General features: G+C 73.8%; 30 protein-coding genes and 1 pseudogene. 12 read left to right on the top strand and 19 right to left on the bottom strand.

From position 1 onward, the window contains the following. Positions 1-16: 16 nt before the first annotated feature. Both KBY47_RS04660 and KBY47_RS04655 read left to right on the top strand, forming a co-directional pair. Positions 17-760, top strand: coding sequence for a PIG-L deacetylase family protein (locus tag KBY47_RS04660; protein WP_210919598.1), 744 nt, complete (start codon positions 17-19; stop codon positions 758-760). Positions 761-774: 14 nt separating this feature from the next. Then, complete coding sequence (locus KBY47_RS04655; RefSeq protein ID WP_210919597.1) at positions 775-1,650, top strand: sigma-70 family RNA polymerase sigma factor; 876 nt, start codon at positions 775-777, stop codon at positions 1,648-1,650. Positions 1,651-1,657: 7 nt separating this feature from the next. Here the strand turns inward: KBY47_RS04655 and KBY47_RS04650 are convergent, their stop codons facing one another. Next, on the bottom strand, positions 1,658-1,849 hold the full coding sequence (locus KBY47_RS04650; protein ID WP_210919596.1) for a DUF5999 family protein: 192 nt from the start codon (positions 1,847-1,849) through the stop codon (positions 1,658-1,660). Between the two features lie 317 nt (positions 1,850-2,166). Between KBY47_RS04650 and KBY47_RS04645 the strand changes: the two genes are divergently transcribed. Next, complete coding sequence (locus KBY47_RS04645) at positions 2,167-2,889, top strand: DUF2470 domain-containing protein (RefSeq protein ID WP_210919595.1); 723 nt, start codon at positions 2,167-2,169, stop codon at positions 2,887-2,889. 12 nt (positions 2,890-2,901) lie between these two features. On the opposite strand, the gene KBY47_RS04640 is transcribed toward KBY47_RS04645, so the two are convergent. From KBY47_RS04640 to KBY47_RS04630, 3 genes are all read right to left on the bottom strand, one after another. Continuing rightward, a complete protein-coding gene (locus KBY47_RS04640) occupies positions 2,902-3,951 on the bottom strand; it encodes a hypothetical protein (protein ID WP_210919594.1) in 1,050 nt (349 codons plus the stop codon). A 60-nt stretch (positions 3,952-4,011) separates the two neighbouring features. Further along, entirely contained in the window at positions 4,012-5,262 is a 1,251-nt protein-coding gene (locus tag KBY47_RS04635) for an aromatic acid exporter family protein (RefSeq protein ID WP_210919593.1), read from the bottom strand. Between the two features lie 67 nt (positions 5,263-5,329). Next, positions 5,330-5,824, bottom strand: a complete 495-nt coding sequence (locus KBY47_RS04630) for an FBP domain-containing protein (protein ID WP_210919592.1) — start codon at positions 5,822-5,824, stop codon at positions 5,330-5,332. Positions 5,825-5,992: 168 nt separating this feature from the next. Here KBY47_RS04630 and KBY47_RS04625 point away from each other — a divergent pair, with 168 nt between their 5' ends. From KBY47_RS04625 to KBY47_RS04615, 3 genes are all read left to right on the top strand, one after another. After that, positions 5,993-6,979 (top strand): phosphotransferase family protein, encoded by a 987-nt coding sequence (locus KBY47_RS04625; protein WP_210919591.1) that lies wholly within the window; start codon positions 5,993-5,995, stop codon positions 6,977-6,979. Between the two features lie 149 nt (positions 6,980-7,128). Then, positions 7,129-8,418: an ROK family transcriptional regulator gene (locus KBY47_RS04620; RefSeq protein WP_210919590.1), complete on the top strand. Its 1,290-nt coding sequence runs from the start codon at positions 7,129-7,131 to the stop codon at positions 8,416-8,418. A gap of 88 nt (positions 8,419-8,506) precedes the next feature. Further along, on the top strand, positions 8,507-8,770 hold the full coding sequence (locus KBY47_RS04615; RefSeq protein ID WP_210919589.1) for a hypothetical protein: 264 nt from the start codon (positions 8,507-8,509) through the stop codon (positions 8,768-8,770). 164 nt (positions 8,771-8,934) lie between these two features. Here KBY47_RS04615 and KBY47_RS04610 read toward each other — a convergent pair whose 3' ends face one another. The 3 genes from KBY47_RS04610 to KBY47_RS04600 all read right to left on the bottom strand — a co-directional run bounded on the left by KBY47_RS04610 (position 8,935) and on the right by KBY47_RS04600 (position 12,055). Then, entirely contained in the window at positions 8,935-9,966 is a 1,032-nt protein-coding gene (locus KBY47_RS04610; RefSeq protein ID WP_210919588.1) for an SDR family oxidoreductase, read from the bottom strand. Positions 9,967-10,287: 321 nt separating this feature from the next. Then, positions 10,288-10,944 (bottom strand): HAD family hydrolase, encoded by a 657-nt coding sequence (locus tag KBY47_RS04605; RefSeq protein WP_210919587.1) that lies wholly within the window; start codon positions 10,942-10,944, stop codon positions 10,288-10,290. A gap of 79 nt (positions 10,945-11,023) precedes the next feature. Next, the gene (locus tag KBY47_RS04600; RefSeq protein ID WP_210919586.1) at positions 11,024-12,055 is read right to left on the bottom strand and encodes a PHP domain-containing protein; all 1,032 of its coding nucleotides are present in this window, start codon (positions 12,053-12,055) and stop codon (positions 11,024-11,026) included. 127 nt (positions 12,056-12,182) lie between these two features. Here KBY47_RS04600 and KBY47_RS04595 point away from each other — a divergent pair, with 127 nt between their 5' ends. Then, a complete protein-coding gene (locus tag KBY47_RS04595) occupies positions 12,183-12,995 on the top strand; it encodes an SDR family oxidoreductase (protein ID WP_210919585.1) in 813 nt (270 codons plus the stop codon). Positions 12,996-13,089: 94 nt separating this feature from the next. Next, complete coding sequence (locus KBY47_RS04590; protein ID WP_210919584.1) at positions 13,090-13,326, top strand: hypothetical protein; 237 nt, start codon at positions 13,090-13,092, stop codon at positions 13,324-13,326. Between the two features lie 16 nt (positions 13,327-13,342). On the opposite strand, the gene KBY47_RS04585 is transcribed toward KBY47_RS04590, so the two are convergent. The 4 genes from KBY47_RS04585 to KBY47_RS04570 form a co-directional block, all read right to left on the bottom strand. After that, entirely contained in the window at positions 13,343-14,575 is a 1,233-nt protein-coding gene (locus tag KBY47_RS04585) for a lectin (RefSeq protein ID WP_210919583.1), read from the bottom strand. Positions 14,576-14,752: 177 nt separating this feature from the next. Next, positions 14,753-15,328, bottom strand: a complete 576-nt coding sequence (locus KBY47_RS04580; RefSeq protein WP_210919582.1) for a VanZ family protein — start codon at positions 15,326-15,328, stop codon at positions 14,753-14,755. Positions 15,329-15,358: 30 nt separating this feature from the next. Continuing rightward, the gene (locus KBY47_RS04575; RefSeq protein ID WP_210919581.1) at positions 15,359-16,033 is read right to left on the bottom strand and encodes a DUF4230 domain-containing protein; all 675 of its coding nucleotides are present in this window, start codon (positions 16,031-16,033) and stop codon (positions 15,359-15,361) included. A 107-nt stretch (positions 16,034-16,140) separates the two neighbouring features. Further along, the gene (locus KBY47_RS04570) at positions 16,141-16,596 is read right to left on the bottom strand and encodes an anti-sigma factor antagonist (RefSeq protein WP_210919580.1); all 456 of its coding nucleotides are present in this window, start codon (positions 16,594-16,596) and stop codon (positions 16,141-16,143) included. Between the two features lie 180 nt (positions 16,597-16,776). Here KBY47_RS04570 and KBY47_RS04565 point away from each other — a divergent pair, with 180 nt between their 5' ends. Continuing rightward, complete coding sequence (locus KBY47_RS04565) at positions 16,777-17,169, top strand: VOC family protein (RefSeq protein ID WP_210919579.1); 393 nt, start codon at positions 16,777-16,779, stop codon at positions 17,167-17,169. Positions 17,170-17,197: 28 nt separating this feature from the next. Here the strand turns inward: KBY47_RS04565 and KBY47_RS04560 are convergent, their stop codons facing one another. Further along, positions 17,198-17,494, bottom strand: coding sequence for a DUF4235 domain-containing protein (locus KBY47_RS04560; RefSeq protein ID WP_210919578.1), 297 nt, complete (start codon positions 17,492-17,494; stop codon positions 17,198-17,200). A gap of 42 nt (positions 17,495-17,536) precedes the next feature. Then, on the bottom strand, positions 17,537-18,565 hold the full coding sequence (locus KBY47_RS04555) for a glutathione S-transferase family protein (protein ID WP_210919577.1): 1,029 nt from the start codon (positions 18,563-18,565) through the stop codon (positions 17,537-17,539). A gap of 162 nt (positions 18,566-18,727) precedes the next feature. Here KBY47_RS04555 and KBY47_RS04550 point away from each other — a divergent pair, with 162 nt between their 5' ends. Beyond that, positions 18,728-19,687 (top strand): cation diffusion facilitator family transporter, encoded by a 960-nt coding sequence (locus tag KBY47_RS04550; protein WP_210919576.1) that lies wholly within the window; start codon positions 18,728-18,730, stop codon positions 19,685-19,687. A 108-nt stretch (positions 19,688-19,795) separates the two neighbouring features. On the opposite strand, the gene KBY47_RS04545 is transcribed toward KBY47_RS04550, so the two are convergent. Beyond that, positions 19,796-20,245, bottom strand: coding sequence for a nitroreductase family deazaflavin-dependent oxidoreductase (locus tag KBY47_RS04545; protein WP_210919575.1), 450 nt, complete (start codon positions 20,243-20,245; stop codon positions 19,796-19,798). Positions 20,246-20,294: 49 nt separating this feature from the next. Beyond that, entirely contained in the window at positions 20,295-20,921 is a 627-nt protein-coding gene (locus KBY47_RS04540) for a LysE/ArgO family amino acid transporter (protein ID WP_210919574.1), read from the bottom strand. Positions 20,922-21,252: 331 nt separating this feature from the next. Here KBY47_RS04540 and KBY47_RS04535 point away from each other — a divergent pair, with 331 nt between their 5' ends. Beyond that, complete coding sequence (locus KBY47_RS04535; RefSeq protein ID WP_210919573.1) at positions 21,253-22,593, top strand: lipase family protein; 1,341 nt, start codon at positions 21,253-21,255, stop codon at positions 22,591-22,593. Here KBY47_RS04535 and KBY47_RS04530 read toward each other — a convergent pair. After that, entirely contained in the window at positions 22,590-23,456 is an 867-nt protein-coding gene (locus KBY47_RS04530) for a hypothetical protein (protein WP_308405041.1), read from the bottom strand. The genes KBY47_RS04535 and KBY47_RS04530 overlap by 4 nt on opposite strands. A gap of 123 nt (positions 23,457-23,579) precedes the next feature. After that, positions 23,580-24,410 carry a phytanoyl-CoA dioxygenase family protein gene (locus tag KBY47_RS04525; RefSeq protein WP_210919572.1) on the bottom strand — a complete coding sequence of 277 codons (831 nt, stop codon included), beginning with the start codon at positions 24,408-24,410 and terminating at the stop codon, positions 23,580-23,582. Between the two features lie 63 nt (positions 24,411-24,473). On the opposite strand from KBY47_RS04525, the gene KBY47_RS04520 reads away from it, so the two are divergent. Beyond that, positions 24,474-25,388, top strand: coding sequence for a helix-turn-helix domain-containing protein (locus tag KBY47_RS04520; protein WP_210919571.1), 915 nt, complete (start codon positions 24,474-24,476; stop codon positions 25,386-25,388). A gap of 222 nt (positions 25,389-25,610) precedes the next feature. On the opposite strand, the pseudogene KBY47_RS37150 reads toward KBY47_RS04520, so the two are convergent. After that, positions 25,611-25,853: pseudogene (locus KBY47_RS37150) on the bottom strand (DUF4232 domain-containing protein); the annotation flags it as partial. Beyond that, a complete protein-coding gene (locus tag KBY47_RS37145; protein ID WP_308405040.1) occupies positions 25,850-25,972 on the bottom strand; it encodes a hypothetical protein in 123 nt (40 codons plus the stop codon). The gene KBY47_RS37145 and the pseudogene KBY47_RS37150, both read right to left, overlap by 4 nt. Between the last annotated feature and the right edge of the window lie 18 nt (positions 25,973-25,990).

The following is a 25,990-nucleotide window of genomic DNA, read 5'->3' as shown; positions in this document are numbered from 1 at the left end:
CGGTTAGTCTGCGGGCATGACCGAGCCGACGCCGCCCCAGCTGGAGCCCATGCCCGACGACTGGCGACGCGCCCTCGCCGTGGTCGCCCACCCGGACGACCTGGAGTACGGCTGCTCGGCCGCCATCGCCCAGTGGACCGACGAGGGCCGGCAGGTGGCGTATGTGCTCGCCACCCGGGGCGAGGCGGGCATCGACACCCTCGCTCCCGCCGAGTGCGGACCGCTGCGGGAGCGGGAGCAGCGGGCGAGCGCCGCCGTCGTCGGTGTCTCGGAGGTGGAGTTCCTCGACCACCAAGACGGCGTCATCGAGTACGGCGTCGCGCTGCGCCGTGACATCGCCGCCGCCGTCCGCCGCCACCGGCCCGAGCTGGTCATCACCCTCAACCACCGGGACACCTGGGGCGGCGTCGCCTGGAACACCCCCGACCACGTCGCCGTCGGCCGGGCCACGCTGGACGCGGTGGGCGACGCGGCCAACCGCTGGATCTTCCCGGAGCTGACCGAGCGGGGCCTTGAGCCGTGGGACGGCGTGCGCTGGGTCGCGGTCGCCGGTTCCAGCAACGCGACGCACGCGGTGGACGCCTCGGCCGGGATGGAGCGCGCGGTGCGGTCGCTGCTGGAACACCGCGCCTACATCGAGGCGCTGACGACCGAGGACCCGGAGACGTACGTCCGCGGCTTCCTCACCGGGTTCGCGCGGTCGACGGGGGAGCGGTTCGGCGGGAAGCCCGCCGTGGCCTTCGAGTTGTTCAGCCGATGACGGGAGACGGGGGAATGGCGAACGCGCTGGTGACGGCGGACGCTTTCGAGGAGTACCGCGGGCACCTGCGCGCGGTGGCGTACCGGATGCTCGGCTCGCTGGCCGAGGCGGACGACGCCGTGCAGGAGACCTGGCTGCGCTACAGCGGCGCCGACCTCGGCGAGGTGCGCAACCTCGGCGGCTGGCTGACCACGGTGGCCGGGCGGGTCTGCCTGAACATGCTGCGCTCCCGCGCCGCCCGCCGCGAGCAGCCCATGGAGACCTACGTCCCCGATCCGGTCGTCAGCCCGCTGGACCACGTCGACCCCGAGCGGGAGGCCCTGCTGGCGGACTCCGTGGGACTCGCCCTGCTGGTGGTCCTGGACACCCTGGAGCCCGCCGAGCGGCTGGCGTTCGTGCTGCACGACATGTTCGCGGTGCCGTTCGACGACATCGCGCCGGTCGTGGAGCGCACCCCGGCCGCCACCCGGCAGCTCGCCAGCCGTGCCCGCCGTCGTGTGCAGGGCGCCGTCCCGGCGCCGGAACCGGACCTCGCCCGGCAGCGGACGGTCCTGGAGGCCTTCCTCGCCGCCTCGCGCGGGGGCGACTTCGAGGCGCTGGTCGCGGTGCTCCACCCGGACGTGGTGCTGCGCGCGGACGCGGGCGCCGCGCTGTCGAAGCTGGTGCGGGGCGCGGCCGGGGTGGTCGAGCAGGCGAAGATGTTCCGTCAGCTGTCGCACGACGAGGTACTGGTCCGTGTCAACGACGGCGTGGGGGCGGTCGCGATGACGGGCGGCCGGGTCTTCTCCCTGATGGCGGTCACCGTGGTCGACGGGCTGATCACCGAGATCGACATCGTGGCCGACCCGGAGCGGCTGGCCCGTCTCGGCGTCCCGGCGCAGGTCGGCTGACGCGCTCTCAGGCGGCGACGGCGAGGACGCGCCGCGGGTCGACGGTCCGTCCGTCGGGCAGCACCTCCCCGGTGTCGTCGAAGACGATGGTGCCGTTGCACAGCAGGCTCCAGCCTTGTTCGGGATGGGCGCGGACGGTGACCGCGGCGCCGTGCTGGGCGCTCTCGGCGGTGGGGCACGGGGGCTGGTGGCTGCACATGGCGGTCTCCTCGAAGCGTTGGGCTCCTGCCGGTTCGGCTTGTCTCCCAGTGGTAGCCGACGTTGTTTTCCGTTGGATGAGGAGACCCCCACAACGCGCGGAACTCATCGGTGAGGTGGCGTTCCGGGCCGCCGATCACCCAGCCGCAGCCCACGGCTGCCCGGGGGAGCGCGGGCACCCGGCTGCCGGGGACGGTGGAACGGCCCGCGCACTGGGTGCCGTAGCCGCCCGGGAGGGGACGTCGGCGCGGCGGGTGTGGTTGGCGTACTCCCCGATCTTCGATAGGTTAGGCAAGGCTTACCTAAGGAGGATTGGTGATGGGTGACAGCCAGGTCTGGACGGCCGCCCCCAGCGCGGCGGAACGGGCCCGCTCGGTGCTCGCCACCGCGTGGTCGTGCGCGGTGGCCGCGGAGGGCGTGCGCGAGGAACTCGTCGGCGCGCACACCGTGTCCGAGGACGGGCGGGTGCTGCTGCACGTGCCCGAGGACAGCGCCCTGCTCGCGGCCGCCCTCTGCGCGCCCCGGGGTGAGCCGTCCGCCGTCCTGGAGTTCGCCGACGTGGCGCCCGTCCCCGTGCGCCACCGGATCCGGGCCCGGCTGTGGATCGCGGGCTGGCTCTCCGTCGCCGAGGGCCATCTGGTCTTCCGGGCCACCCGGGTGGTGCTGCGGCAGCGGTCCGGCGCCGTCGTCGTCGACCCCGACGAGTTCGCCGCCGCCACCCCCGACCCGCTCGCCACCGCCGAGGCCCGCCTGCTCACCCATCTCGCCGACTGCCACGGCGACGCCGTCGAACGCCTCACCCGGCTCGTCGAACCCGGCAGCCTGCTCGGCGCGACCCGCGTCCAGCCGCTCGCCGTCGACCGGCACGGACTCACCCTGCGCATCGAACGCCGCCGCGCCCACGGCGACGTACGACTGCCCTTCCACCGGCCCGCCGACGACATCGCCCAGCTCACCGAACGCGTGCACGTCCTGCTCTCCCAGGCGGGCACCAACTGCCCGCGCGCCCTGCACCGGCAGCGCACGGACGGCGACGTCTGACGCCCGCGCCGGCTACCAGTCGCCGTCCTGCACCGGCTCGCCCGGCGCGTCCCCGAGTGGCCGCACCTGGTGGGGCGACGGCTCCTGCCACGGCTCGTGGTCGTCGCCGAGCCAGTCGCCGACCGGCCGCACCGAGGTGAGCGGGCCGGTGGGGGCGAGGTCCTCGGCGTCCGCGTCGTAGTAGTCGAACCAGGGCAGCCCCGCCGCGGTGTACGCGGCCCGGTCCACCGGCGACGGCGGTGGCGCCTCACCGGTGATACGGCGCCACTGCGGCGGCGTCACCAGATGCACGAACACCCGCCCCGCCGGGGCCGCGGCCCAGTCCGACAGCGGCCGGTCGTCCTGGTAGACCTCCTGGCGCATCGAGCCGCCCACACCGAGCCCCATCGCCGCCGCGGCCCGCGCGCGCGGCGGCGCGCCCGCGGCGGCCGGGGGCCCGCCCGGCGCCGCCATCGGCATCGGCCCGCCGTACGCGCCCCCCGGTGCCGGGGGCATCCGCGCCGCCGTCTCCGCCCGGCGCCGCTCCGCCGCCCGCCACTCGGCCAGCACGGTGTCGTTCAACGGGAAGGACTGGAGCTGTACGCCGCCCCAGGTCTCCTCGCCCGTGACCTGGCCCTCCACCGTCGCGCCCAGGCCCAGCGGCACCGCCACGAACTGCCGGACCGTCCCCTTGCCGGAGTTGATGCCGTCCAGCCAGGGCTGACGGGGCAGCACCACGTAGTTCTGCGGGCGGCGGGTCAGCCGGTCGCTCCACGGCTTGCCCGAGACCGCGCACACCTTGCCCACCCCGACCTGGAGCGCGGCGGGCTCCACGGTGCCGGAGAAGCTCAGCCACATCGCCTCGCGCAGATACGCCGGCAGCATCACCCCGCCCCGCGCCCGCCACGCCTCGGGCACGGTGTCCGGGTAGTCGGAGACCCGGCGCACCGGGAACTCGCCCAGACCGGGCGGCAGGGCGTGCGTACCCTTCTCGGGCAGCCGCAGCGTACGGATGAACCGCACCGCCACACCGCCCGGCAGCCGCAGGGTGTTCCCGTCGATCCGTACCGTACCCGTCGTCATCCGCGCGCTCTCCTCGCCCTCGCCGCCCCCGCCGCCCGCGTCGTGCCCCGGGCGGCCTCCTCACAGAGAACGCCGTTCGGAGGCGTCGTGGTTCCGGCGGCCCGGCAGCCGTCCCAGCCACGCCTGGAGCCGGGCCAGCCGCGGCATCCGCTCGCGCTGTTCCCGGGAGACCCGGTCCAGCTCCTCCAGCAGCCGACGCGAGCGGTGTTCGGTGTCCATCTCGTCCAGGATCCGGTCGACCTCGGTGAGGACGGCGCCGTAGAGCTGCCACTGGCGGGGGTCGTCCCGCACCTCGGTCAGCAGCATCTGGGCCAGCCGGTCGCGGGTGGCCGCGGCGGTGTGCAGTTCGGCGGTGAGCCGGGCCTCGGCCGACTCCGCGTTCGCGCTGACATGGGTGGTCACCAGCACCGCGAAGCTGACCACCGCGTCGGCGATCTCGGAGAGCAGCTGCTGGACCACGGGACCGGTCTCCCGCTCGAACAGCGGCTCCGGCTCCCGTTCCTTCGCCAGGTCGGTGAGGGTGCGGGCCAGCACCCGCAGCACCACCGTGCAGATCTCCAGGGTGTCCAGTCCGGTGCGCAGCACCACCCGGTGCAGCAGCCCCTCCCGCACCCGGGGGTTGAGCCGCAGGCTGTCCTCCGCCTGCCGCAGCGAGGCGTCCACCTGCACGATGTCGTGGTCGAGGCGGCGGGCCTCGTGCAGCCGTTCGGCCGCCAGCGCGAACGGGGTGCGGTCGGCGGCCTGCTCGCCGATGCGCAGCATCAGCTGCCGCAGCCGCCGCGCGAGACCCTCGATCGACTCACCGGCCTCACCCACCCACACGGGCGGTGGCAGCAGCACATTGGTGCCGAGTCCGACGACGGCGCCGATCAGTGTCTCCAGGACGCGGGCCCAGGCGTACTCCCCGTGCGTGGTCACGCCGAGCACCAGCATGGCGCTGATCGCCACCTCGGGAACGTACTCGTCGACCCGCACCAGATGCCCGACGCCGAGCGAGGCCAGGATCAGCAGCGCCAGGCTCCACCAGGTCAGCCCCACCAGCAGGCTGAAGGCGATGGCGACCAGGACACCCGCCACCACGGCGTTCACCCGGCGGATGCCGTTGGTGAGGGTGGCGAACAAGGTGACCTGGACGACCAGCAGCGCGGTCAGCGGTGCCGTGAGCGGCGCGGCCTCCGGGCTCAGCCGCAGGGCGATGACGTAGGCGATCGTCGCCGCGAACGTCGAACGGAACGCCTGCACGAAGACGGGATCACGGCGCCGCCGTGCCGCGCGCGCCAAGGGCTCCTGCCACTCATTCACCACTCGCATCCCTTGGGCTGTTCCCCGTCGCAGGACGTATGGAACGTATCGCCTTAACTCAGGGCAAGGTGGCGGGTCAGGCGGAGAGCCTGTCCAGGAACGCGTACAGGTTGCCCGTGGTCCGGGCGATCTGCTCCTCCAGGGTGAGGCTCTCCTCGAAGCGGGCGCCGGTCTCCGGGACCTTCTTGCCGCGGAGGTAGAGGGAACACGCGAGGTCGGTGCAGATGTAGAGGCCGACCGAGTTGCCCTCGCGGCCCGCGGCCCCCGCCTTGCGGGCGGTCATCAGGCTGACGCCGCCGCGCGGATGCCCCGTCAGACACAGGGAGCACAGGCTGCGGTGCAGGAAGCCGCGCTGCGGGGGTGGGAAGCGGAAGGTCACGCCGACGATCCGGTCTGCCCGTTCGGCGACCAGATAGCTGCGGTCCGGCGCCCCGGGGTCCCGCCAGCCCAGGAAGTCCAGGTCGTCCCACGGGCGTTCGCCCAGATCGCGGGGGACGGCCAGCCGCTTGGCCTCTCCCTTGGAGCAGTTGACGAAGGAGTTGCGGATGTCCTGCTCGGTGAGCGGTCTCACGGGGGCCTCCGGTCGGTCGGCATCTTCACGGGAATCCAGGAACCTAGGGTTCCTAGGCAACTTCCTTAAGGTATATGGGGGCGCTCGGAGGGTCGAATGGATTTCCGGGCCTCGGCGCGGGCGCCGTTCCGTAGGCTGGGGAGCCACACCGGGGGAGGGGCGGGGCACATGACGGTCGACACCGAGGGGCGCGTCCAGGAGATCCTGCGGACGGCGGGCATCGCCCCGGACCGGCTGGCCGGGCTCCGGCCGCTCACCGGCGGCACCTACAACACCGTCACCGAGGTGCGCCTCACGGACGGCGCGCGCTACGTCCTGAAGGTCCCGCCCGCCGCGTCCGTCCCCGGGATGCGCCACGAGCGGCTCCTGCTCCTCGGCGAGGCCGAGTTCTACCGGGGAGCCGCGCGGGCGGCCGTACCGGCGCCACGGGTCGTGTCCCTGTCCGACGCCGCGGCCGAGCGGCAGTACCTGCTGATGACCGCCTGCCCGGGTGACCCCTGGGACGACGGCGCGCTGGACGCCGGTGAACAGGGTGCCCTGCGCACCGGTCTGGGGCGCGCGGTCGCCCGGCTGCACCGGATCACCGGACCCGGCTTCGGCTACCCCTCCGGCGCCCTCGGCCCGCTCGCCGCCGACTGGGGGACCGCCTTCACCGCGATGTTCGACGCCGCCCTCGCCGACGCCCGCGACTACCGGGCCTGGCTGCCCCGCCCCGTGGACGAGATCGCCGCCGTCCTGCGGGCCGGTCGCGGCGCGCTCGACGAGGTCACCACGGCCTGCCTGGTCCACTTCGACCTCTGGCGCGGCAACATCCTCGTCGACCGCTCCGCCGGGCCGCCCCGGCTCGGCGGCCTGATCGACGGCGAGCGGATGTTCTGGGGCGACCCGCTCGCCGACTTCGTCTCCCTCGCCCTGCTCGGCGACATCCGGGAGGACGAGGCCTTCCTCGCCGGATACCGGGAGGGTGGAGGCCGGGCCGGGTTCGACGGCCCGGCCTCCACCCGGCTGGCGCTGTACCGCGCCTACCTCTACGTGATCATGCTCACGGAGACCGTGCCGCGCGCCGTCGGCGGGGAACAGGTGCGCTGGGTGCGGGACGCAGTCGCCCCGGAGCTGGTCAAGGCGCTGGCCGAGATCGAGGACCGGGCCCGCTGACGGACGTCGCGTGTCCCGCCCCGACGCTCGCCCGGCTTAGCTCATCACATGAATTAAGGGTTGGAGTAATATCGCGCACGGCCTGTCCGGGACGGTAGGTTGCAGGTGGGACAGGGTTCGGCGGACGGGCCGGGGTCGAAGGGAGCCACATGGCGGAGCGCAACGGGCGCACGGTACGCGATCTGCGGCGGGCCAACCGCACGGCGGTACTCCAGAAGCTCTACTTCGACGGCCCCCTCAGCCGCTTCGAGCTGGGCCCGGCCACCGGACTCAGCTCCGGCTCCGTCAGCAACGTGGTCGCCGACCTGATCGCCGACGGACTCCTCGAAGAGGCCGGGAGCGTCGACTCCGACGGCGGCCGGCCGCGCACCCTGCTGCGCGTCGCCCCCGGCAGCGGCCACATGATCGGCGTGGACGTCGGCGAGACCCGGGTCCGCGTCGAACTGTTCGACCTGACCCTCACCGAACTCGCCCGCACCGAACGCCCCCTCGCCAAGCAGCGCTACGACGTCGAGGTGATCGTCGGCCACATCCGCGACGGCGTCGCCGAGGTGCTCGCCACCGCGGGCATCACCGCCGACCAGCTGCTCGGCGTCGGCATCGGCGTCCCCGGCATCGTCGAGCGCACCCCGGACCGGGGCGCCGTCGTGCACGGCCAGACCATCGGCTGGGACGCGGTGCCGCTGGAGTCCCTGCTGCGCTCCGCCGCCGGGCTGCCCGACACGGTCGCCTGCTTCATCGACAACGGCGCCAAGACCCTCGGCCAGGCCGAGATGTGGTTCGGCGGCGGCCGCGGCGCCCGCAACGCCGCCGTGGTCCTCTTCGGCTCCGGCGTCGGCGCCTGCCTGGTCACCGCCGACGTCTCCCAGGGCCGGGCCGTGGAGTGGGGGCACCTGACCGTACGGGTCAGGGGGCGCCGCTGCCGCTGCGGCGCGCTCGGCTGCCTGGAGGCGTACGCGGGTGCGGAGTCGCTGCTGGAGCGCTGGCGCGAGGGCGGGGGACAGCCACCGGAGGGCGTCGATGAGGAGACCGCGCTCACCGCCATGCTGGCCGCCGCGCATCCCGACCGGGCGCCCGACATCGACCCGGTCGCCCTCACCGTGCTGGAGGAGACCGCCGAGTACCTGGGCGCCGGGCTGTCCGACCTGATCAACCTCTTCCAGCCGGAGCGCATCCTGATCGGCGGCTGGGCGGGGCTCCAGCTCGGCACCGGGTTCCTGCCCGCCGTACGCCGTCATGCCACCGCGTACGCACTGCGGCACCCCGCCGAGAAGGTCACCATCGAACTGGGCACCCTCGGGCCGGACGCCGTCACCGTCGGCGCCGCGATCCTGCCGCTGGCCGACTTCTTCGCCCGTGGCGGGCGCCGCCCCGAGCCCGCGGTCGAGGGCCCGCCCCCGGCCTGGCGCGCGGCGCTGCGGGAACGGGCGCCCAGCTGAGGTTTCGCCGCTGATCGCGGAGGTACCCGGCGGGTTCGTCACCGCCCCTTGGCGGCGTGGCGCCGCACCTCGCGAAGGGAGACGAAGCATGCACCGGCACCAGGCACCCGGCGAGACCGGCGGCGATCCCGTACCCCGGGACATGCCGGACCAGCAGCACGGCGCGGGCGAGGACCACTGGGACGTCGATCCCAAACAGGCCGACCCCGCCACCGACGAGGCCGAGCCCGCCACCCAGGACGTCTCCGACGACGTCCCCGACACGGACGAGGCGGGCACCGGCCGCAAGGGCGCGGCCCACGGCAGCACCGTCCATCCGGAGCACCCGGACCCGGACGAGTCCCCGGCCTGACGGACCTCGCCTCGGCCGGACCTCCCCTCGGCCCGGGCCGAGGGCCCCGACCGCCGCATGGCATCCAGATCGCAGGCCGACTGGCCTGTCCCGGCCGCGGGCCGCCCCGAGCGGCAGCCGGCCGCAGCTCGCGGGCAGCCCCCGCTCACCCCGCGCCGTCGGCCTCAGCCCACCTTCCGCCCCCGCATCGGTTCCGTCGGCGCGCCCGCGCCCTGCTGGAGGCCCTGGAGGAACTCCTCCAGCACCTCCGTCGCGGTGCGCTCCGGGCGCCAGCCGAGCTCGGTGTGCGCACGCGCGCAGTCCATCAGGGGCAGCCGCAGGACCGCGTCGAACAGGTGCGGCGAGGCGGGCAGCAGGTGCAGCCCCCACGCCGCCGCGATCGCCGAGCGGGCGGCGGAGCGCGGCAGCCGCACCCGGCGGGGGGTGCCGAGCAGTTCGCCGAGCAGTTCCGCGTCGACCGGCGGATCGGCGGCGAGGTTGAAGGCGCCCCGCGCCTCCGAGCGCAGCGCGGCGAGATACGCCCGGGCCGCGTCGTCGGTGTGCAGCGCCTGCACCCGCAGTCCCGGGATGTCCGGCAGGAACGGCAGCAGCTCGGGCCGGGCCAGCGGACCCGGCAGGAACCGCCCGCCGAAGATCCGGCGCTGCTCGCTCGCCGACTCCCGCTTGAAGAGGAAGGCGGGCCGCATCCGCACCACCCGCACCTGCGGATGGGCCCCCTCGAAGGTGTCCAGGGCCCGCTCCAGATAGGCCTTCTCCCGGCAGTACGCGGCGTCCGGCCAGCCGTGCGTCGGCCAGGACTCGTCCACCGCGTGGTCCTTTGGGCCCGGCGAGTACGCGCCCACCGAGGAGGCGTGCACCAGCACCGGCACACCCGCGGCGGCCACCGCGTCGAAGACCCGCATGCCGCCCAGGACGTTGGTCCGCCAGGTGGTGGCCGGATCATGGGTGGGCTGGAACGCCCAGGCCAGGTGGATCACCGCGTCGGCGCCCTCGAAGTGCGCGGTGAGATCGCTCTGCTCCGACGCCACGTCGACCCCGGCCCAGTCCGTCTTCGGCGGCTCCCAGTCGGGGATGCGGCGGGCCAGCCCCAGCACCGACCCGACCTCGAGGTCCTCCGACAGCAGCCGCACCACACTGGTGCCGACGTTGCCGGTGGCGCCCGTGACGACGACCCTGCTGCCCGCTGTGCTGCTCACTTCGGCTCCTCTCGGCCGTACCCTGCGGCGGGACGGCCGAGTACCCCCGCGCGGCGGCGACCACCTCGGTGCGGGCAGGAAAAAGCCCCGACCGGACGGGGGGATCACGGTCGGGGCGGCTCAGGTGTGGGCGCGGATGGCGGTCGCCTCTCGGCGAAAGGCTCCACAGGGCTTCAGCCGAACGATCGTCCCTGTGGGCAAAAGGTGAGGCCCGGGGACACTGTCCCATCCGCACCCACGGTCTGTTCAACGGCGAACCACCTCTCGGTGTTCCATCGATTGCCGCTTTCCGAGGTGACGTGCATCACTCGTCTGGGATTCCTAGGCGAACGGGCTCTCCGGCAGGGCAGCCAGCAGGTGCGCGGGGTCGTCGTAGATCACATCGGCCCCCGCCTCCCGCAGGTCGGCGCGCGGAATGCCCCCGCACAGCACACCCACGCAGTGCACCCCGGCCCGGGTCCCCGCCCGCATGTCCCACACCGTGTCCCCGACGAACACCGAATGGTCGGCGGGCGCGCCCGCCAGTTCCAGGGCGTGCTCCACCGGCTCGGGCGCCGGCTTGCCCTCGGTGACGTCGTCGGCGCTCGCCGTGGCCGTGATCGCGTCGTCCGCGTCGATCGCCCGCCGCAGCGCCGCCAGCTCCGCGCCGCCCGCCGAGGTGGCCAGCACCACCGCCCAGCCGTCCTCGTGCAGCCGGTGCAGCAGACGGCCCGCGTCCGGCAGCGGCGGCAGCCGGTCGAAGAACTGCCCGTACAGCACCTTGTGCGCGGCGCCGATCTCCGCGTCCCGCGCACGGTCGCGGTCCTCGCCGAGCAGCCGCGCGATCAGATCACCGGAGCCCAGACCGACCGCCCGGTGCACCGAGTGCATCGGAATCCGGTGCCCGGCCTGCCGGAAGGCCTCCCACCAGGCGGTCACATGGAGGTGGTTGGTGTCGACCAGCGTCCCGTCGACGTCGAACACGGCGGCGCGTTCCATGGATGCGGCTCTCCCTCCTCGCGGCGCTTGCTCCTCGCGTCGCGTCCTCTCACCAGCGGTCCGAGTACCCCACCGGCGGCTAACGAGCCCGCTGCGGCACCCGGCCCTCCCGCGTCCACGCCAGCAGCTCGTCCGCCGACCAGGTGGTGACCACCCGCTCGGCGGGCACCCCGCACTCCTGCGCGCGGGCGCAGCCGAGGATCTGCCAGTCCAGCTGGCCCGGTGCGTGCGCGTCGGTGTCGACGGAGAACAGCACGCCCGCCTCGACGGCCCGGCGCAGCAGCCCGCGCGGCGGATCGAGCCGTTCCGGACGGCTGTTGATCTCCACGGCGGTGCCGGACTCGGCGCACGCGGCGAACACCGCGTCCGCGTCGAACCGCGACTCGGGCCGCCCCCGCCCGGTCACCAGCCGCCCGGTGCAGTGTCCGAGCACATCGGCGTGCGGATCGCGCACGGCCCGCACCATGCGCCGGGTCATCGCACCGGCGTCCATGCGCAGCTTGGAGTGCACCGACACCACCACCACATCGAGCCGGTCCAGCAGCTCCGGGTCCTGGTCGAGCGAGCCGTCGTCGAGGATGTCGCACTCGATGCCGGTGAGCAGCCGGAACGGCGCCCACCGCGCGTTCAGCTCCGCGACCACGTCCAGCTGCTCGCGCAGGCGGTCCGCGCTGAGCCCGCGCGCCACCGTCAGCCGGGGCGAGTGGTCGGTCAGCACCGTCCACTCATGGCCGAGGGCGGCGGCGGTGCGGCCCATCTCCTCGATCGGGCTGCCGCCGTCCGACCAGTCCGAGTGCGTGTGGCAGTCGCCCCGCAGCAGCGCCCGCAGCCCTTCACCGGCCCGCTCGCGCGGCTGTGCTGCCTCGTCCTCCAGCTTGGCGAGATAGCCCGGCACCGACCCGGCCAGCGCCTCCCGGGCCACCTGTGCCGTCTTCGGCCCGACACCCCGCAGGGACTCCAGCGTCCCGGCCTCCGCCCGCTCCCGCACCTCGTCGTCCGGCAGCGCCGACAGGGTCCGGGCCGCCGTGCGGAAGGCGCGGACCCGGTACGTCGGTGCCAGGGACCGCTCCAGCAGGAAGGCGATGCGCTCCAGCGCCTCGACGGGATCCATCGCCACCTCCTCCCTGGGCTCTCCAGGGTCCCCCAGCCGGTCCGGGACCGCACGACGGCGCCGGTGCCGTTTGTGCGGAGCCGCCCCGGGTACTGCGACGCCCTGTCGAGCAGCGAGGAGGCCCGCCATGTCCGTCCCCACCACCGAAACGCCCCGCAGGGTGGCCGTGATCACCGGTTCCGACTCGGGTATCGGCCGGGCCACGGCCGTACGGCTGGCCAGTGCGGGGATGAACGTCGGCATCACCTGGCACCGCGACCGGGCGGGCGCGGAGGAGACCGCCGAGGAGGTCCGGGCGCTCGGGCGGCGGGCCGAGGTGGCGCGCCTGGACCTCACCCGGCTGCCCGACGCCGCCGACGTGGTCGACGAGCTGGGCGGCCGGCTCGGCCGCGTGGACGTGCTGGTCAACAACGCCGGTACGGGCACCATGACGCCGTTCCTCGAACTGGACCTGGCCACCGTGCGCGAGGTCCTCGACGTGGACCTGGTGGGGCCGTTCCTGTGCGGGCAGCGGGCGGCGCGGCACATGATCCGGCAGGGCGACGGGGGCCGCATCGTCAACGTGACCTCCGTCCACGAGCACCAGCCCCGGGTGGGCGCCGCCCCGTACTGCGCGGCCAAGGGCGGGCTCGGCCTGCTCACCCAGGTCATGGCGCTGGAGCTGGCCGAGCACGGCATCACCGTCAACGCCGTCGCGCCCGGCGAGATCGCCACGCCCATGACCGGCGAGGAGGACACCGACGTGCGCGCCGAGAGCCGCCCCGGCGTGCCGCTGGGCCGCCCCGGCGACGCCCGCGAGGTGGCCGCCGTGATCGCGTTCCTCGCCGGGCCCGGGGCCTCGTACGTCACCGGAGCCTCCTGGGCGGTGGACGGCGGCATGCTCCGGATGGGCCCGCAGGCCGGTTCGCACCTCACCGACGACGCCTGGCGGCGCCCCTGAACACGGCCCGGCGACGCGTCCCGGCCACCGGTGGCCTGCCGGAACCGCGCCGCACGGGGTCCGCTTTGCCCGATTGCGTCCTACGCTCTAAGACATGACCGAAATAGCGAGCCCCTACATGTCCCACCCGCGGATCCTGGTGCTCGGTGTGCAGCCGGGCAGGCCCCCGTTCCGCATCGTGGAGATCGACGGTGAGGTCGTCGGTGAGGCGAGGGCCGTCACCGACGTCCTGGAGACCGCCGCCGCGTTCGGCATCACGGTCCACGACCTCGACGATCCCGACGTGGTGCGCTGGGTGGGCGGCGACAAGTTCACCTGGACGCCGCGCTGACCCGCCCGGCGTGCCGTCAGCCGACCGTCCACTTCTGGTTGGCCGTGCCCGCGCACGTCCAGATCTGGAGGCGGGTGCCGTTGGCCGAGTTGTTGCCGGTCACGTCCAGGCACTTATCGGCCGCCGGATTGACGATGTCGCGCGCCGCGGTGACCACCCACCGCTGGTTGGTGCCGCCCGTGCAGTCCCACAGCTGGACGGTGGAGCCGTCCGCCGTGCCCCGCTCCGTGACGTCCAGGCACTTGCCGAGCGCCCGCAGCGTGCCGTCCGCGCCGACCGTCCACCGCTGGGCGGCGGTGCCGTTGCAGTCGTAGAGCTGTACGGGGGTGCCGTTGGCGGAGTTCGCCCCGGCCACGTCGACGCACTTTCCGGCCAGGCCCCTGATCGCCACCCCTTCGGCAGTGTCGCTGGTGGTCACGGAGACGTGGTCGACGACCAGCTGCTGCGGGAAGACCGTGGAGCCGTCGGGGTCGCCGGGCCAGTAGCCGCCCACCGCGAGGTTGAGGATCAGGAAGAAGGGCTTGTTGAACACCCAGGTCCGGCCGCCCAGGTCGGCGGGGGTGCGGCGCTGGTAGACCTGGCCGTCCACGGACCAGGTGATCGAGTCGGGCGCCCAGTCGACGGCGAAGGTGTGGAAGGCGTCCGCGAAGGCCTGCCCGTTCGGCAGCGTGTACGCCGCGCCGATGCCGCCCGAGCCGTAGTAGCCGGGGCCGTGCAGGGTGCCGTGCACCGTCGACGGCTCGAAACCGACGTTCTCCATGATGTCGATCTCGCCGGAGGCGGGCCAGCCGACGTCCCCGAGGTCGTGGCCGAGCATCCAGAACGCGGGCCACATGCCCTGCCCGCGCGGGATCTTCATCCGGGCCTCGACGTGTCCGTACTGCGCGGTGAACTTCCCGGCCGTGTTCAGCCGGGCCGAGGTGTACTGGCAGGTGCCGTACCAGCACTGGTAGTTGGCCGGGTTCTCGCGGCGGGCGGTGATCACCAGATGGCCCTGGCCGTCCAGGGCGGCGTTGTTGCTGCCCGCGGTGTAGAACTGCCGCTCGTGGTTGTTGACGTTGTCGCCGGTCTCGATCTGCCACTTGGAGGAGTCGACCGGCGCCCCGGCGGGCCCGTCGAAGGTGTCGGAGAACGTCACGGCCTGTACGGCGGCCGGTTCCGCGCTCGCGGGCACGGCCGCCCCGGTGGCGAGCAGGGCGACGGACAGCACGGCGAGCAGGCATCTGCGCAGCAGACGTGGGGAGTTCACGGCGTTCCCTTCCGTACGGCGCCCCGGGGGGCGGGTGCGCCGACTGTGGTGGGGGGTGAAGGTCTCTGTGGTGGGGGAGAGGCTCGTGGAACGTGGAAAGGGTTGCCTTGATTTAAGTGGTGAGCTAAGTCGGCGTCAATACTCTGGTACAGACCAGGTCTCCGCCCCCCGCCGGCGTCACCCGCTCCCCGCGCGCGCGTGCACCGCCCGCCCGAGCCTGCGCCCGATGAACAGGTAACCCACCAGCGCGCCGGCAGTGTTGAGGATGACGTCGTCGATGTCGAAGGCGCGCCCGGTGACCATCGAGCCCTGTGCCAGCTCCACCAGCAGCATGACGGTCGCGGTGAGCGCCAGCACCCGCAGCAGGCCGCGCGCCCGCGGCGCCACGACCGGCACCAGCACGCCGAAGGGGACGCCGAGCAGCAGGTTGCCGCCGATCTGCTTCACGGCGTCCCGCAGTTCGGGCTGGTCGAGGTAGGCCCGCAGCGAGCGCCCCGGGTGCAGGTTGCTGTGGGTGAGCGCCTCCGAGGCGGGGGAGGGCTGAAGGGTGAGCCGGGCCAGGACGACCGCGAAGGCCACCATGAACACGAAGGCGAACCCCGTCGCCAGCACCCGGACCAGCACCGCGCCGACACGGCGCCCGCGCGGCGGGTCCGGCTCCGGCTCCGGGACGTCCTTGGGCACAGGGCCGTCCTTCCCCCCGGCGGTGCGCAGCCGGGACGGTACGAGGGAGCGCAGGGCCACTCGGGCCATTCGGTCCTCCAGTCTTGGACTTCTCGCTGATCACGGCCGTGCCGGGCTCCCGTACGTGACGTGCACCTCCTTGAAGCCGAGGGAGCCGAGCAGTCCTTGGAGCATGTCGGTGGTGTTGGTCTCGGCGCGCGCGGTCAGTTCGCTCTCCCGCGCCGCGTCCCCGATGTGCCGTACGGCGAGCCGCTGCACGGCCTGTTCGCTGTTCGGGTTGTCCGAGAAGACGTCCCCGAGCCGGTCGAGCAGCCCGCGCTGCTTGGAGACGGCGTAGGAGCGGTCGGGGTCGAGGGCGGGCTTGCCGAGCCGGGCGTGCGGCAGCCGCAGGGTGGCCGTCGTACGGTCGTCGTCGACCGTCACGTCCCGTTCGCCGATCGCGCCGAGGTCGACATAGGCGTCCACGGTGCCCGCGCCGACGTACAGGGTGCGGGTGCCGCGGATCGCGTCGGGCAGGAACTTGGTGTCCTTCTCCAGGTCCACCACGACCTGGAAGTTGCCGGAGGCGGCGTCGTAACGGCTGATGTCCTGGATGGACTTGAGCAGCGCGGGGCCCGAGCGGTCCCGGGTCTCGGTGCCGAAGAAGTCCTTCAGGCCGGGGACCACGCTCAGCCGGAAACCGGCGAACAGCAGCGCGAGCACCAGCGCGACGGCGGTCAGTACCTTGGCCCAGCCGGGCAGGCGCCCGGGGAGGCGCTTGATGGGAGTCGTCATGGCGACGGCCCTCCTTCCTACTGACCGGATGCCCTCCAATTCCCTTGGCAGACCGAGGCGTTGACGGATGTACGACCCTTGTGGGAGCCGGGAGGGGGCGAAACGGGTCAGTGGGAGCCGGAGGCGGCGCCGGGCCGGCCGAGGGCCGCCTCCAGCGTGGGCTGCGGCGGCAGCAGCCGGGACAGGCCGGTGATCCGCAGGATGCGCAGGGTCAGCGGGTGGGCGCAGACCAGCGCCAGCCGCCCGCCGTGGACATGCACCCGGTGCCGCGCCCGGTGCAGCAGCCGCAGCCCGGAGCAGTCGAAGAACTCCACCGGCCGCAGGTCGATCACGATCCGGCAGCCCGGGTGTCCGGTGAGCGCGTCCAGGTGCGGGCCGATCTCCGCCGCGGCGGCGATGTCGATCTCACCGCGGAACTCCAGGACGGTGTGACCTCCGTCCTGGTGGACCCGCAGATGCCGGGTGAGCGGCGCGGCCTCCTGACCCACGACGACATCGCCTCCAGCGTGCTTCACAACGTTTCCCGCCCTGCAAGTTACCCTCGATGGAGTGAATTCCAGCATGTTCGATTGACATATGTCGTTGAATTCCAGCCGAGTGCAAGGGAGTTCGGCGGGGCTCGAACCACCCGGGAGCACCCGGGAGCGGCCGGAAGGCTGACTGAACACGCCGAACCGGGACAACCGTTGGGGAAGAGGGCGCGGCGCACCACCGCACCGCGCCCCCGATCCGACGGAGGAGACATGGCACTGGTGAAGGCGGGCGTCGTGGTGCTCGACTGTGCCGAGCCCGAAAAGCTCGCGGAGTTCTACAAGGAACTGCTGGAGGCCGAGGAGATCCACCTCACCGCCAACCGGGTGGAGATCAGGAGCCCGGACGGCACCCAGCTGGCCCTGCGCCGCGATGTGAACGCGACGCCGCCCAGCTGGCCGCGTCCCGAGAACTCCCTCCAGGCACACCTGGAGTTCGAGGTGACCGACCTGGACGAGGCCGAGCGCCGCATCGTCTCCCTCGGCGGGCGCCCCACGGACACCAATCGCGCCACCGGCCCCTTCGAGGAACGGTCCTACGCCGACCCCGCGGGCCACTCCTTCAGCCTGCGCCGCTCCGTGCCGCAGGGCCCCAAGCTGGGCTAGCCGCTCGCCCGAGGCCCTGCGCGGGGGCTCAGTCCCGGCCGCCCTTGTCCTTGGCGGGCCAGGTGCCCGTGGAGCGGGCGATGGCCTTGGCGCCACCCCGGTCCACGGCACTGCGCACCGCGGCGAAGATGGCGCCCTGGATCGCGGCGGCCAGCAGGATCTCGCCCCAGCCGCGGTCCGGGTCCAGCGCGTCCGGCGCGTCGTCCTCGTGCCGGATCGCCTTCCACGTCTTGCGGAAGGCGAGCCCGGCCAGCGCGCCGCCCGCCCAGCCGAGCACCCAGCCGACCGGCTGGTAGGCGAACGGGATCTTCTTCTTGTAGGCCACCTGAAGTCTCCTCACTCGTGAAGCGGGCTCTGCTGCTCATTCCTACCGGGCGCCGGGCACCTCCTCACCCGCGCGCACCGGCCCCGGTGCCGTGCCGCCCCCGAACGGGCGCCCGCCCAGCTCCTGCCGGTGGTGCGGCGTCAGCCAGCCCCCGAGGTCCGGGCCGAGCGGCACGATGCGGGTCGGGTTGATGCCGGTGTGCACCTGGTAGTAGTGCCGTTTGATGTGGTCGAAGTCGACGGTGTCGCCGAAGCCGGGGGTCTGGAACAGGTCCCGGGCGTAGGCCCACAGCACCCGGTTCTCCGTCAGCTTCCAGCGGTTGCACTTGAAGTGGCCGTGGTAGACGGCGTCGAAGCGGACCAGCGTGGTGAACAGCCGGATGTCCGCCTCGGTGACCGAGTCGCCGACCAGGTAGCGCCGCCCGGACAGCCGGTCCGCGAGCAGCTCCAGCCGCCGGAACACCCCCGCGCAGGCCTCCTCGTACTCCCGCTGGCCGGTCGCGAAGCCCGCCCGGTACACCCCGTTGTTGACGTCCTCGTACACCTCCGCCATCACCGCGTCGATCTCGTCGCGCCGTGCCTCGGGATAGAGGTCGGGCGCACCGTCGCGGTGCAGCGCCGTCCACTCGGTGGCGAGGTCGAGGGTGATGCGCTGGTAGTCGTTGGTGACCAGCCGCCCGCTGGGCACGTCCACGATCGCGGGCACGCTGACCCCGCCCGGATAGCCGGTCTCGCGCCGGTCGTAGGCCTCGCCGAGGAAACGGATGCCGAGCACCGGGTCGCGGCCGTCCCGGTCCAGGGTGAACCGCCAGCTGCGGTCGTCCTGGACGGGGTCGGCGACCGCCATCGACAGGGCGTCCTCCAGGCCCAGCAGCCGCCGGGAGATCACCGCCCGGCTCGCCCACGGACACGCGCGGCTGACCACCAGCCGGTAGCGCCCGGGCGCCACCGGCCAGCCGTCCCGGCCGTCGGCCGTGATCCGGTCGGTGAAGTGGCTCCTGGACCGCTTGAAGGCCACCCTTCCGTAGGCGGCGTTCCCGCGCTTGCCGTCGCCCTCGCCGTCGTCGCTCATGACCCGCCCTCCTCGGCCCCGTGGACCGTCGTCCTGCCGGACGGGTTCCCCGACTTCCCGGCTTTCCGCCCGCCACCGTGTGATCTCTCCCGGCCGGGGCAGTCGCCGGGAAGGGAGAAGAGAAGAACGGCGCTGCGGACGGTACGACTCCACGGAAGGCAGATGACAGGGGACCGGAAGACGGACCGGAGGACGCGGATCACCGTCCTGGTGGCGCTCGCCGCCAATCTGGTGATCGCCGGGGCCAAGGCGCTCGGCGGTGTGATCGCGGGCTCGCCCGCGCTGCTGTCGGAGGCGGCGCACTCGGTGGCGGACAGCATGAACGAGGTCTTCCTGCTCGCCGCCCTGCGCCGCAGCCACCGCCCCGCCGACCGTCGGCACCCCTTCGGCTACGGCAAGGAACGGTTCTTCTGGTCGCTCCTCGCGGCCGTCGGCATCTTCGTCATGGGCGGCTGCTTCTCCTTCTTCCAGGGCGTCGAGGCCCTCAGGAACGGCACCGAGGAGTCCTTCGGCGGCTATGTGGCCGGAATGATCGTGCTCGGTGTCGCCCTGCTCGCCGAGGGCGCCTCCCTGCTGCGCGCCCTGTACCAGCTGCGTCGGCAGGGCGGCCGGGCCGGGCTGCGCGACCCGGCGCTGCGCACGGTCGTCGCCGAGGACGGCACGGCGGTGCTCGGGGTCTGCCTCGCCCTGTCCGGGATGGCGCTGCACATGGCGACCGGGCAGGTCGTGTGGGAGGCGTCCGCCTCGCTGGCGATCGGCGCGCTGCTGGTCTACGTCGCCTACCGGCTGGGGTGCGAGGCCCGCGACCAGCTGATCGGGGAGGCCGCCGACCCGCGGGCCAGCGACCGGATCGAGGCGGTGCTGCGGGCGCAGCCGGAGATCGACAGCGTGGAGGCGCTGTTCACGATGAAGACGGGCGTCGACACGGCGCTGGTGGCGGCGCGCGTCGACCTGGTGCCCGGGCTGGACAGCGAGGAGGTCGAAGAGGTCGCCGTGCGCATCAAGCGGACGATCGTGCGGACCGTGCCCGAGGCGGACCAGGTGTTCCTCGACGTGACCGACCGCCCCGCCGAGGAAGCACGTGAAAGCCCCGCCGCGACGGGGGAACGCGGCGGGGCCTGAGGAGCGGGTGCCCGGCTCCGGGCGGTTCATTCCTCCCGAAGAGAGAAAATCACCGGGCAGCCGTCCTTAATCGTCCGGTTCCTTACCTTCCGGTCCCCTACCGTCCGGTCACTGTCCGTCGGCGGGTTCCAGCACGAAGACGGGGATCTCCCGCTCCGTCTTCGCCTGGTACTCGGCGTACGGCGGATAGGCCGCGACGGCCCGCTCCCACCACTCGTCCTTCTCCGCGCCGGTGACCTCACGCGCCGTCATGTCCCGCTTCTCGGCCCCGTCCTGCAGTTCCACGTGCGGGTCGGCCTTGAGGTTGTGGTACCAGACCGGGTGCTGCGGGGCGCCGCCCAGGGAGGCCACGGCCGCATAGCGCCCGCCGTGCTCCACCCGCATGACCGGGGTCTTGCGGATCCTGCCCGTGCGGGCGCCGCGGCTGGTCAGGATGATCACCGGCAGTCCGGTGTCCCCCAGGGTGGTCCCCCGGGTGCCGCCGGAACTCTCGTACAACTCCACCTGATCGCGCACCCACTGCGTGGGGCTGGGCTCGTACTCGCCGTCCAGGGGCATGATCCGTACCCTTCGTCGCGTACCTCGGAGTACCACGCGTACCCGTGTTTCAGACCATCACCATATGTACGGCCAGCGCGGCCATCACACCACTGGAGACGAGCGCGGTCACCAGCCGGCCCCGGCGCCCCGCCAGCGTCCGGCCGAGCAGGGCGCCGCCCCCGGCGAGCAGCAGCTGCCAGCTGGCGGAGGCGGTGAAGGCGGCCAGCACGAACACCGCCTGGTCCACGGGGTGCGGGGCGTCGGCGGCGCGGGTGCCGACGACCAGGGCCGCGAAGTACATCACGGTGGTCGGGTTGAGCAGGGTGATCCCGAGCAGGGTCAGAAAGGCGCGGGAGGGACCGGGTGGCGCCGGGGCCGACCGGGTGGTGAGCACCCGGTCGCGGTACTGCCGTACGGCCATGACCGTGCCGCGTGCCGCGAGGTACACCAGGACCAGGGCGGCGATCCAGCTCAGCGGGCCGAGGACCGGCCGCAGCGCGGCGGCGACCGCGGAACCGCCGACGGTGGCGAGGAGGGCGTAGAGCCCGTCGGCGGTGGCGACGCCGAGGGCCGCGCTCAGTCCGGTCCGCAGCGAGGTGCGCGCGGTCAGGGAGACGAGGTAGGTGCCGACCGCGCCGACCGGGACGGCGATGCCGTACCCCGCGACCAGCCCGGCGACGAGCGCCCCCGTCATGACCGGGACGGCGCTGGTCCCTCCGGGCGGCGGCCGGACCGCTGTCGGGTCCGCGAAGCGCGGTCGGCGGCGAGGGTCGGCGGCAGGGGATGTCCGGTGGCGAGCATGCCGGAATCCTGCTGCCCGCGGCCACGGGCCGACAACCGAATTAAGGGTGACGTTCCGCCCGGGCGCCGAGCGGGCACCACCTTACTCGCGGGTCACCTTACTGAACCGTAACCTTCCGGCTGCTACCGCCGGTAACCCTCGGCTGGTTACCGTCAGGGCCGTCACTCCGGAGTGGCGTGAGCAAGGTCCGTACCACCGACTTGCCGTCACCAGGAGGTTCGCCATGCCCGCACGCAGCCGCACCCGCCTGCTCGCCGTGGCCGTCACGACCGCCACCGCCGCCGCCTGTCTCGCCGCCCAGGCGCTGCCCGCCGGCGCCGCCGACGGGACCGCGCGGGACGCCGCGCGCGCCGTCACGGTCCCCGCGTTCTACACCCCGCCCGGGGACCTGCCGGACGCCGACGGCGCCCTCGTCCGCACCGAGCCGCTCCCGCTCGCGCTGAGCCTGCCCAGCCTGAACGGGCCGCTGCCCGGCCGGGCCACCCGCCTGATGTACAAGTCCACCGACTCCGGCGGCGGCCCGGTCGCCGTCACCGGCGCCTACATCGAACCCACCGCCGCCTGGACCGGCTCCGGGCCCCGCCCGCTCGTCGCCGTCGCCCCCGGCACCATGGGGCAGGGCGACCAGTGCGCCGCCTCACTGGGCCTCCAGCACCCCCTGAACATCGACGGCGACACGGTCTCCGTCGGCTACGAGGACATCGCCGTCTACCGGCTGCTGGCCAAGGGCGTGGCCGTCGTCGTCACCGACTACGCCGGACTCGGCGCCACCGACCGGCTGCACACCTACGTCAACCGTGTCGACGAGGGCCACGCCGTGCTGGACGCGGTCCGCGCCGCCCGCGCCCTCCCCGCAGCCTCGGTCACCGCGTCCTCCCCGGTCGGCCTGTTCGGCTACAGCCAGGGCGGCGGCGCCACCGCCTCCGCCGCCGAACTCCAGCCGGCCTACGCGCCCGACGTGCGCCTGGCCGGCACCTACGTCGGCGCGCCGCCCGCCGAACTGACCGAGGTCACCGCCGCCATCGACGGCAGTGAACTCGCCGGGGCGCTGGGCTGGTCCCTCAACGGCTTCCTCCAGTCCGAGCCGGAGCTGCGCCCCCTCGCCGAGAAGCACATCAACGCCAGGGGCAGGGCAGCGCTGGACGACCTCGCCACCCGCTGCGTCGGCGACGCGATCTTCGCCTACGGCTACCAGCGCAGCACCGCCTGGACCAACGACGGCCGGTCGATCAGCGACATCATCCGGTCCGAGCCGCTGCTCCAGGACTTCCTCGCCGAACAGCGCATCGGCGGGCTGAAGCCGACCGGACCCGTCCGCCTCGCCACCGGCGTCAACGACAACCTGGTGCCGCACGGCCAGGCCCGTCAGCTCGCCGTCGACTGGTGCCGCAAGGGCGGCAACGTCACCTACAAGCCGGTGATCCTGCCGAACGTCGTCAGCCCGCTGCTCAACCACTTCGCCCCGCTCCTCACCGACCAGGGCGAGGCCGTCGACTGGCTCATGGACCGACTGTCCGGCAGGTCCGCATCCGGCAACTGCTGGAGCATGCCGATCCAGCCCTAGGCGCATCCCACGGTCGGCCCCTCGAGCATGCCGCCGGTGTAGAGGGCCTGCCCACGCGGCATCCAGTAGCCCAGCTTGGAGACGACCGTGGAGCAGCGCGCGTCCAGCGTCACCCGGACGGTCACGGTCGCCGGGCGGCCGGGCTGGAGGTCGGTGAGGGCGCAGTCCACGGCGTGCGCCAGCCGGGTGTCGGAGGGGTGACGGCCGATCAGCGGATTGACGCACCGCGCGTCGTCGGTGGCCAGCCGCACCCCGCTGTCCTCCTCCCCGATGAGCCCGAACCGGGCACTGCCGTCGCCCTCGTCGCTGTCGCGGTGCAGGGTGTACGTCAACGAGGTGGTCGTCCCCGGCCGCAGCGGCCCGCCCGTCACCTCCACGCGGTGGGTGGGCGCCGCCTTCGGCGCGGTCAGCGTCAGCGAGGCACGGACCGTGCCGCTCAGATCGACGTCACCGGACGCGGAGCGCACCCGCACCTCGGCCTCGACGTCGTACGTCCCGGGTCCCGGGTACGCCGCCGACCCCGGCAGCGTCCCGGAGGCGACGACCTCGCCGTCCCGCCGCGCCGTCCAGCTCCCGGAGGTGAGACAGCCGTCACCGACGGCCCCGCCGGGCCGGTGACAGGCCGCCGGTGCCGACACGGCCAGGCTCGGTGTGCCGCTGCCCGCGCACAGACTGACCGTGGCGCGCTGGCCACCGGTACCGCGCAGGGTCCCGGCCGGGGCGCACAGCGTCGCCGGGGGCTCGGCGGCCGGTGCCCCCTCCGGCAGCGGACGGCCCTCGGCGGGCCCGCCGAGAGCCAGGGTCAGGACGGCGGCCGCCGTCAGGATCCGGACCACCGAGCGCATGGTCGAACGTGTCGCCACCGCGTTCCTCCCGTACGGCACGACCGGCCGGACGCCGGTCACCTGTGCCGAGCATGCGGTCCCCCCGACGGCCCGGCCCGCTCCCACGCCGCCCGGTCACCTGGGGGCAGCAACGCGCCGGGGTCAATGGGGACCGGGCTCGCCGAACTCCGTCCCGCACGGCCCCGCCCCCTCGCTCTCGCCCAGCACCACCCGCTCCCCGCTCATCGACACCGTCCGGTAGTACGACCCGATGCGCTGCGCCGACCGGCCCACGTAGTGGCCGATGAAGGAGCGGCGGAAGCGGTCGGCGGTGTGGTTGGGCTGGGAGCCGTGGACCAGGCTGCCGTTGAAGAAGAGGACGTCGCCGGGGGACATGTCGACGGGCACGGGGGACAGGCCCGGCGGTGGCGGGACGTACTCGCGGGCGAAGGAGACCTCCGCGTCGGCCTGCTCGGGGCAGAACAGGTCCATGCGGTGGGTGCCGGGGACGACCTCCAGACCGCCGTTGGCGCGGTCGATGACATCACAGGCGATCCAGGCGGCGACACAGGTGCCCGGCTCCACCCGCAGGTAGAAGTTGTCCTGGTGCAGGGCCTGGCCCCGGGCGCCCGGCGGCTTGAAGTAGAACATGCTCTGGGCGGCCAGCACCTCCTCGCCCAGCAGGACCTCCAGCACCGCCCGCAGCCGGGGGGCCAGCAGCACCCGCCGCGCCCGGTCGCTGATCTCGTGCGGGTGCATCACCCTGGGGTAGGCCGCCAACGGGTCCGCCGAGGGCCCGGGACGCGGCTCGAAGTGGCCCGGAACCGGCCGCCCCGCCGAATGCAGGGACTCGAACTCCGCGCACAGGGCGTCGATCTCGCCCCTCGTGAACAGGGCGCGTACGACCGTGAAGCCGTCCTCCTCGTACCGGGCGAGCGCCGGTTCGGGCAGGATGGGGGCCGAACCGGCGGCGCCGATGCCCGTGGCTGTCATGTCCGTCCTCCTCGGTCCGGGACCGTTCGGCTCTCACGCTAGGCGCGGAGGGGAGTGCGCAGGATGTCCCGGAACGCTGACGACCTGCCCGTGGCTGCTGCGCCCGGCGACCCCTCACCGCCGCCCGGCCTGCTGGTGGCCGGCTGTTTCGACCAGCCTGCCGGATACCGTGTCGACCGGCCCGACGGCTCCGCCAGTTGGCTGTTCACCTGGACCACCCACGGCCTCGGACACATCCGCCAGGGCTCGGCCGAGGCACGGGCGGGCGCGGGCGACCTGGTGGTGCTCGCGCCGGGGGTCCGCCAGCGGTACGGCGTGGCCCCGGGCGCGGACCGCTGGCGGTTCTGGTGGGCGCACTGCCAGGCCCGCGCGGGCTGGCTGACCTGGCTGCGGCCGTACGCCGTGGGGGACGACGGGATGTACGCGGTCACTCCGGTGCCCGGCGCGCTGCACGGCCGTATCGAGGCCGCGCTGCGGCGCATGCGGGCCGACGCCCGGTGGACCGGCACCGGTCTCCCGCCCGACCCGGGACCCGACGGCGATCTGGTCGCCGTCGCGCACGGTACCGCCGCCCGGGAACTCGCCCTCGGATCGCTGGGGGAGGCCGTCGTGCTCGCCGCCGCCACCGCCCGCACCGCACCGCCGCCACCGGGCACCGACCCCCGGGTGCGGCAGGCGCAGGCCGTCATCGCCGCCGACCCCGGCGCCCCGCACAGCGTCCGCTCCCTCGCGGAAGGGGTCGCCCTCTCGCCCTCCCGGTTCGCGCACCTGTTCACCCGGCAGACCGGTCGGTCGCCGATGCGGGCGCTGCGCGAGGCGCGGCTGCGGCATGCCGCACGGCTGCTGGAGAGCACCGACCTGTCCGTGGAGCGGGTCGCCGCCGCTTCCGGCTTCGTGAGCCCGTTCCACTTCAACCGGGTGTTCCGGGAGCGGTTCGGCGTGCCGCCCGGCGCCTACCGGGCCGCCGCGTCGCGCTGAGCCCTCGTGGCCGGTCAGCCCGCGGGGCCGGGCCGGACCACTGTCAGATGCACCCCGGAGGCGTTCCCGGACACCGGTACGGGACCGGCCGTCCACACCATCCGCAGCGGCGTGTACTCGTCCGGCGGGGTGACCGGCAGCGCGGCCGGGGTGGCCGTGTCGGCGCCGCTGATCTCCGGGCGCGAAGCTCAGGCCCGCCCAGGCGCGCTCGCCAGGCGCCGGCCGCACGGTGGCCGGACGCTCCGGCGGCCGCCGCGGGTCGGGGCCCAGCCGCTCGCCCGCGGCGTCGACGAAGGCGGCGCCCGGACAGCCGTACAGCGTGCAGGTGCGCGTGGAGGCGTTGGTCAGGACGATCGGGTGGTTCCGCTGCCCGGCGCGGGGGGAGACACGGTCCACCGACGCACGCAGCTCGGGTGTACGGCACCGGGTGGAGCCGGAGGCGGACGTGGCCCCCTCGGCGCTCATCGGCGTGGGTCGGGCGCCGGTTCCGCCGGGCGCGGCTGCCGCGGCGCCGGGGTGTCCGGGGTGCCCTCGACCGGCCCGCCGCAGCCGGTCAGCAGCGCCAGGACGGTGAGGGCGCCCACGGCACCCAGGACGCTCCT

The organism is Streptomyces sp. B93, assembly GCF_018070565.1.
GTDB lineage: Bacteria > Actinomycetota > Actinomycetes > Streptomycetales > Streptomycetaceae > Streptomyces.
Note: the sequence above shows the minus strand (reverse complement) of the source record. Positions and strands in the feature narration are given on the sequence as shown.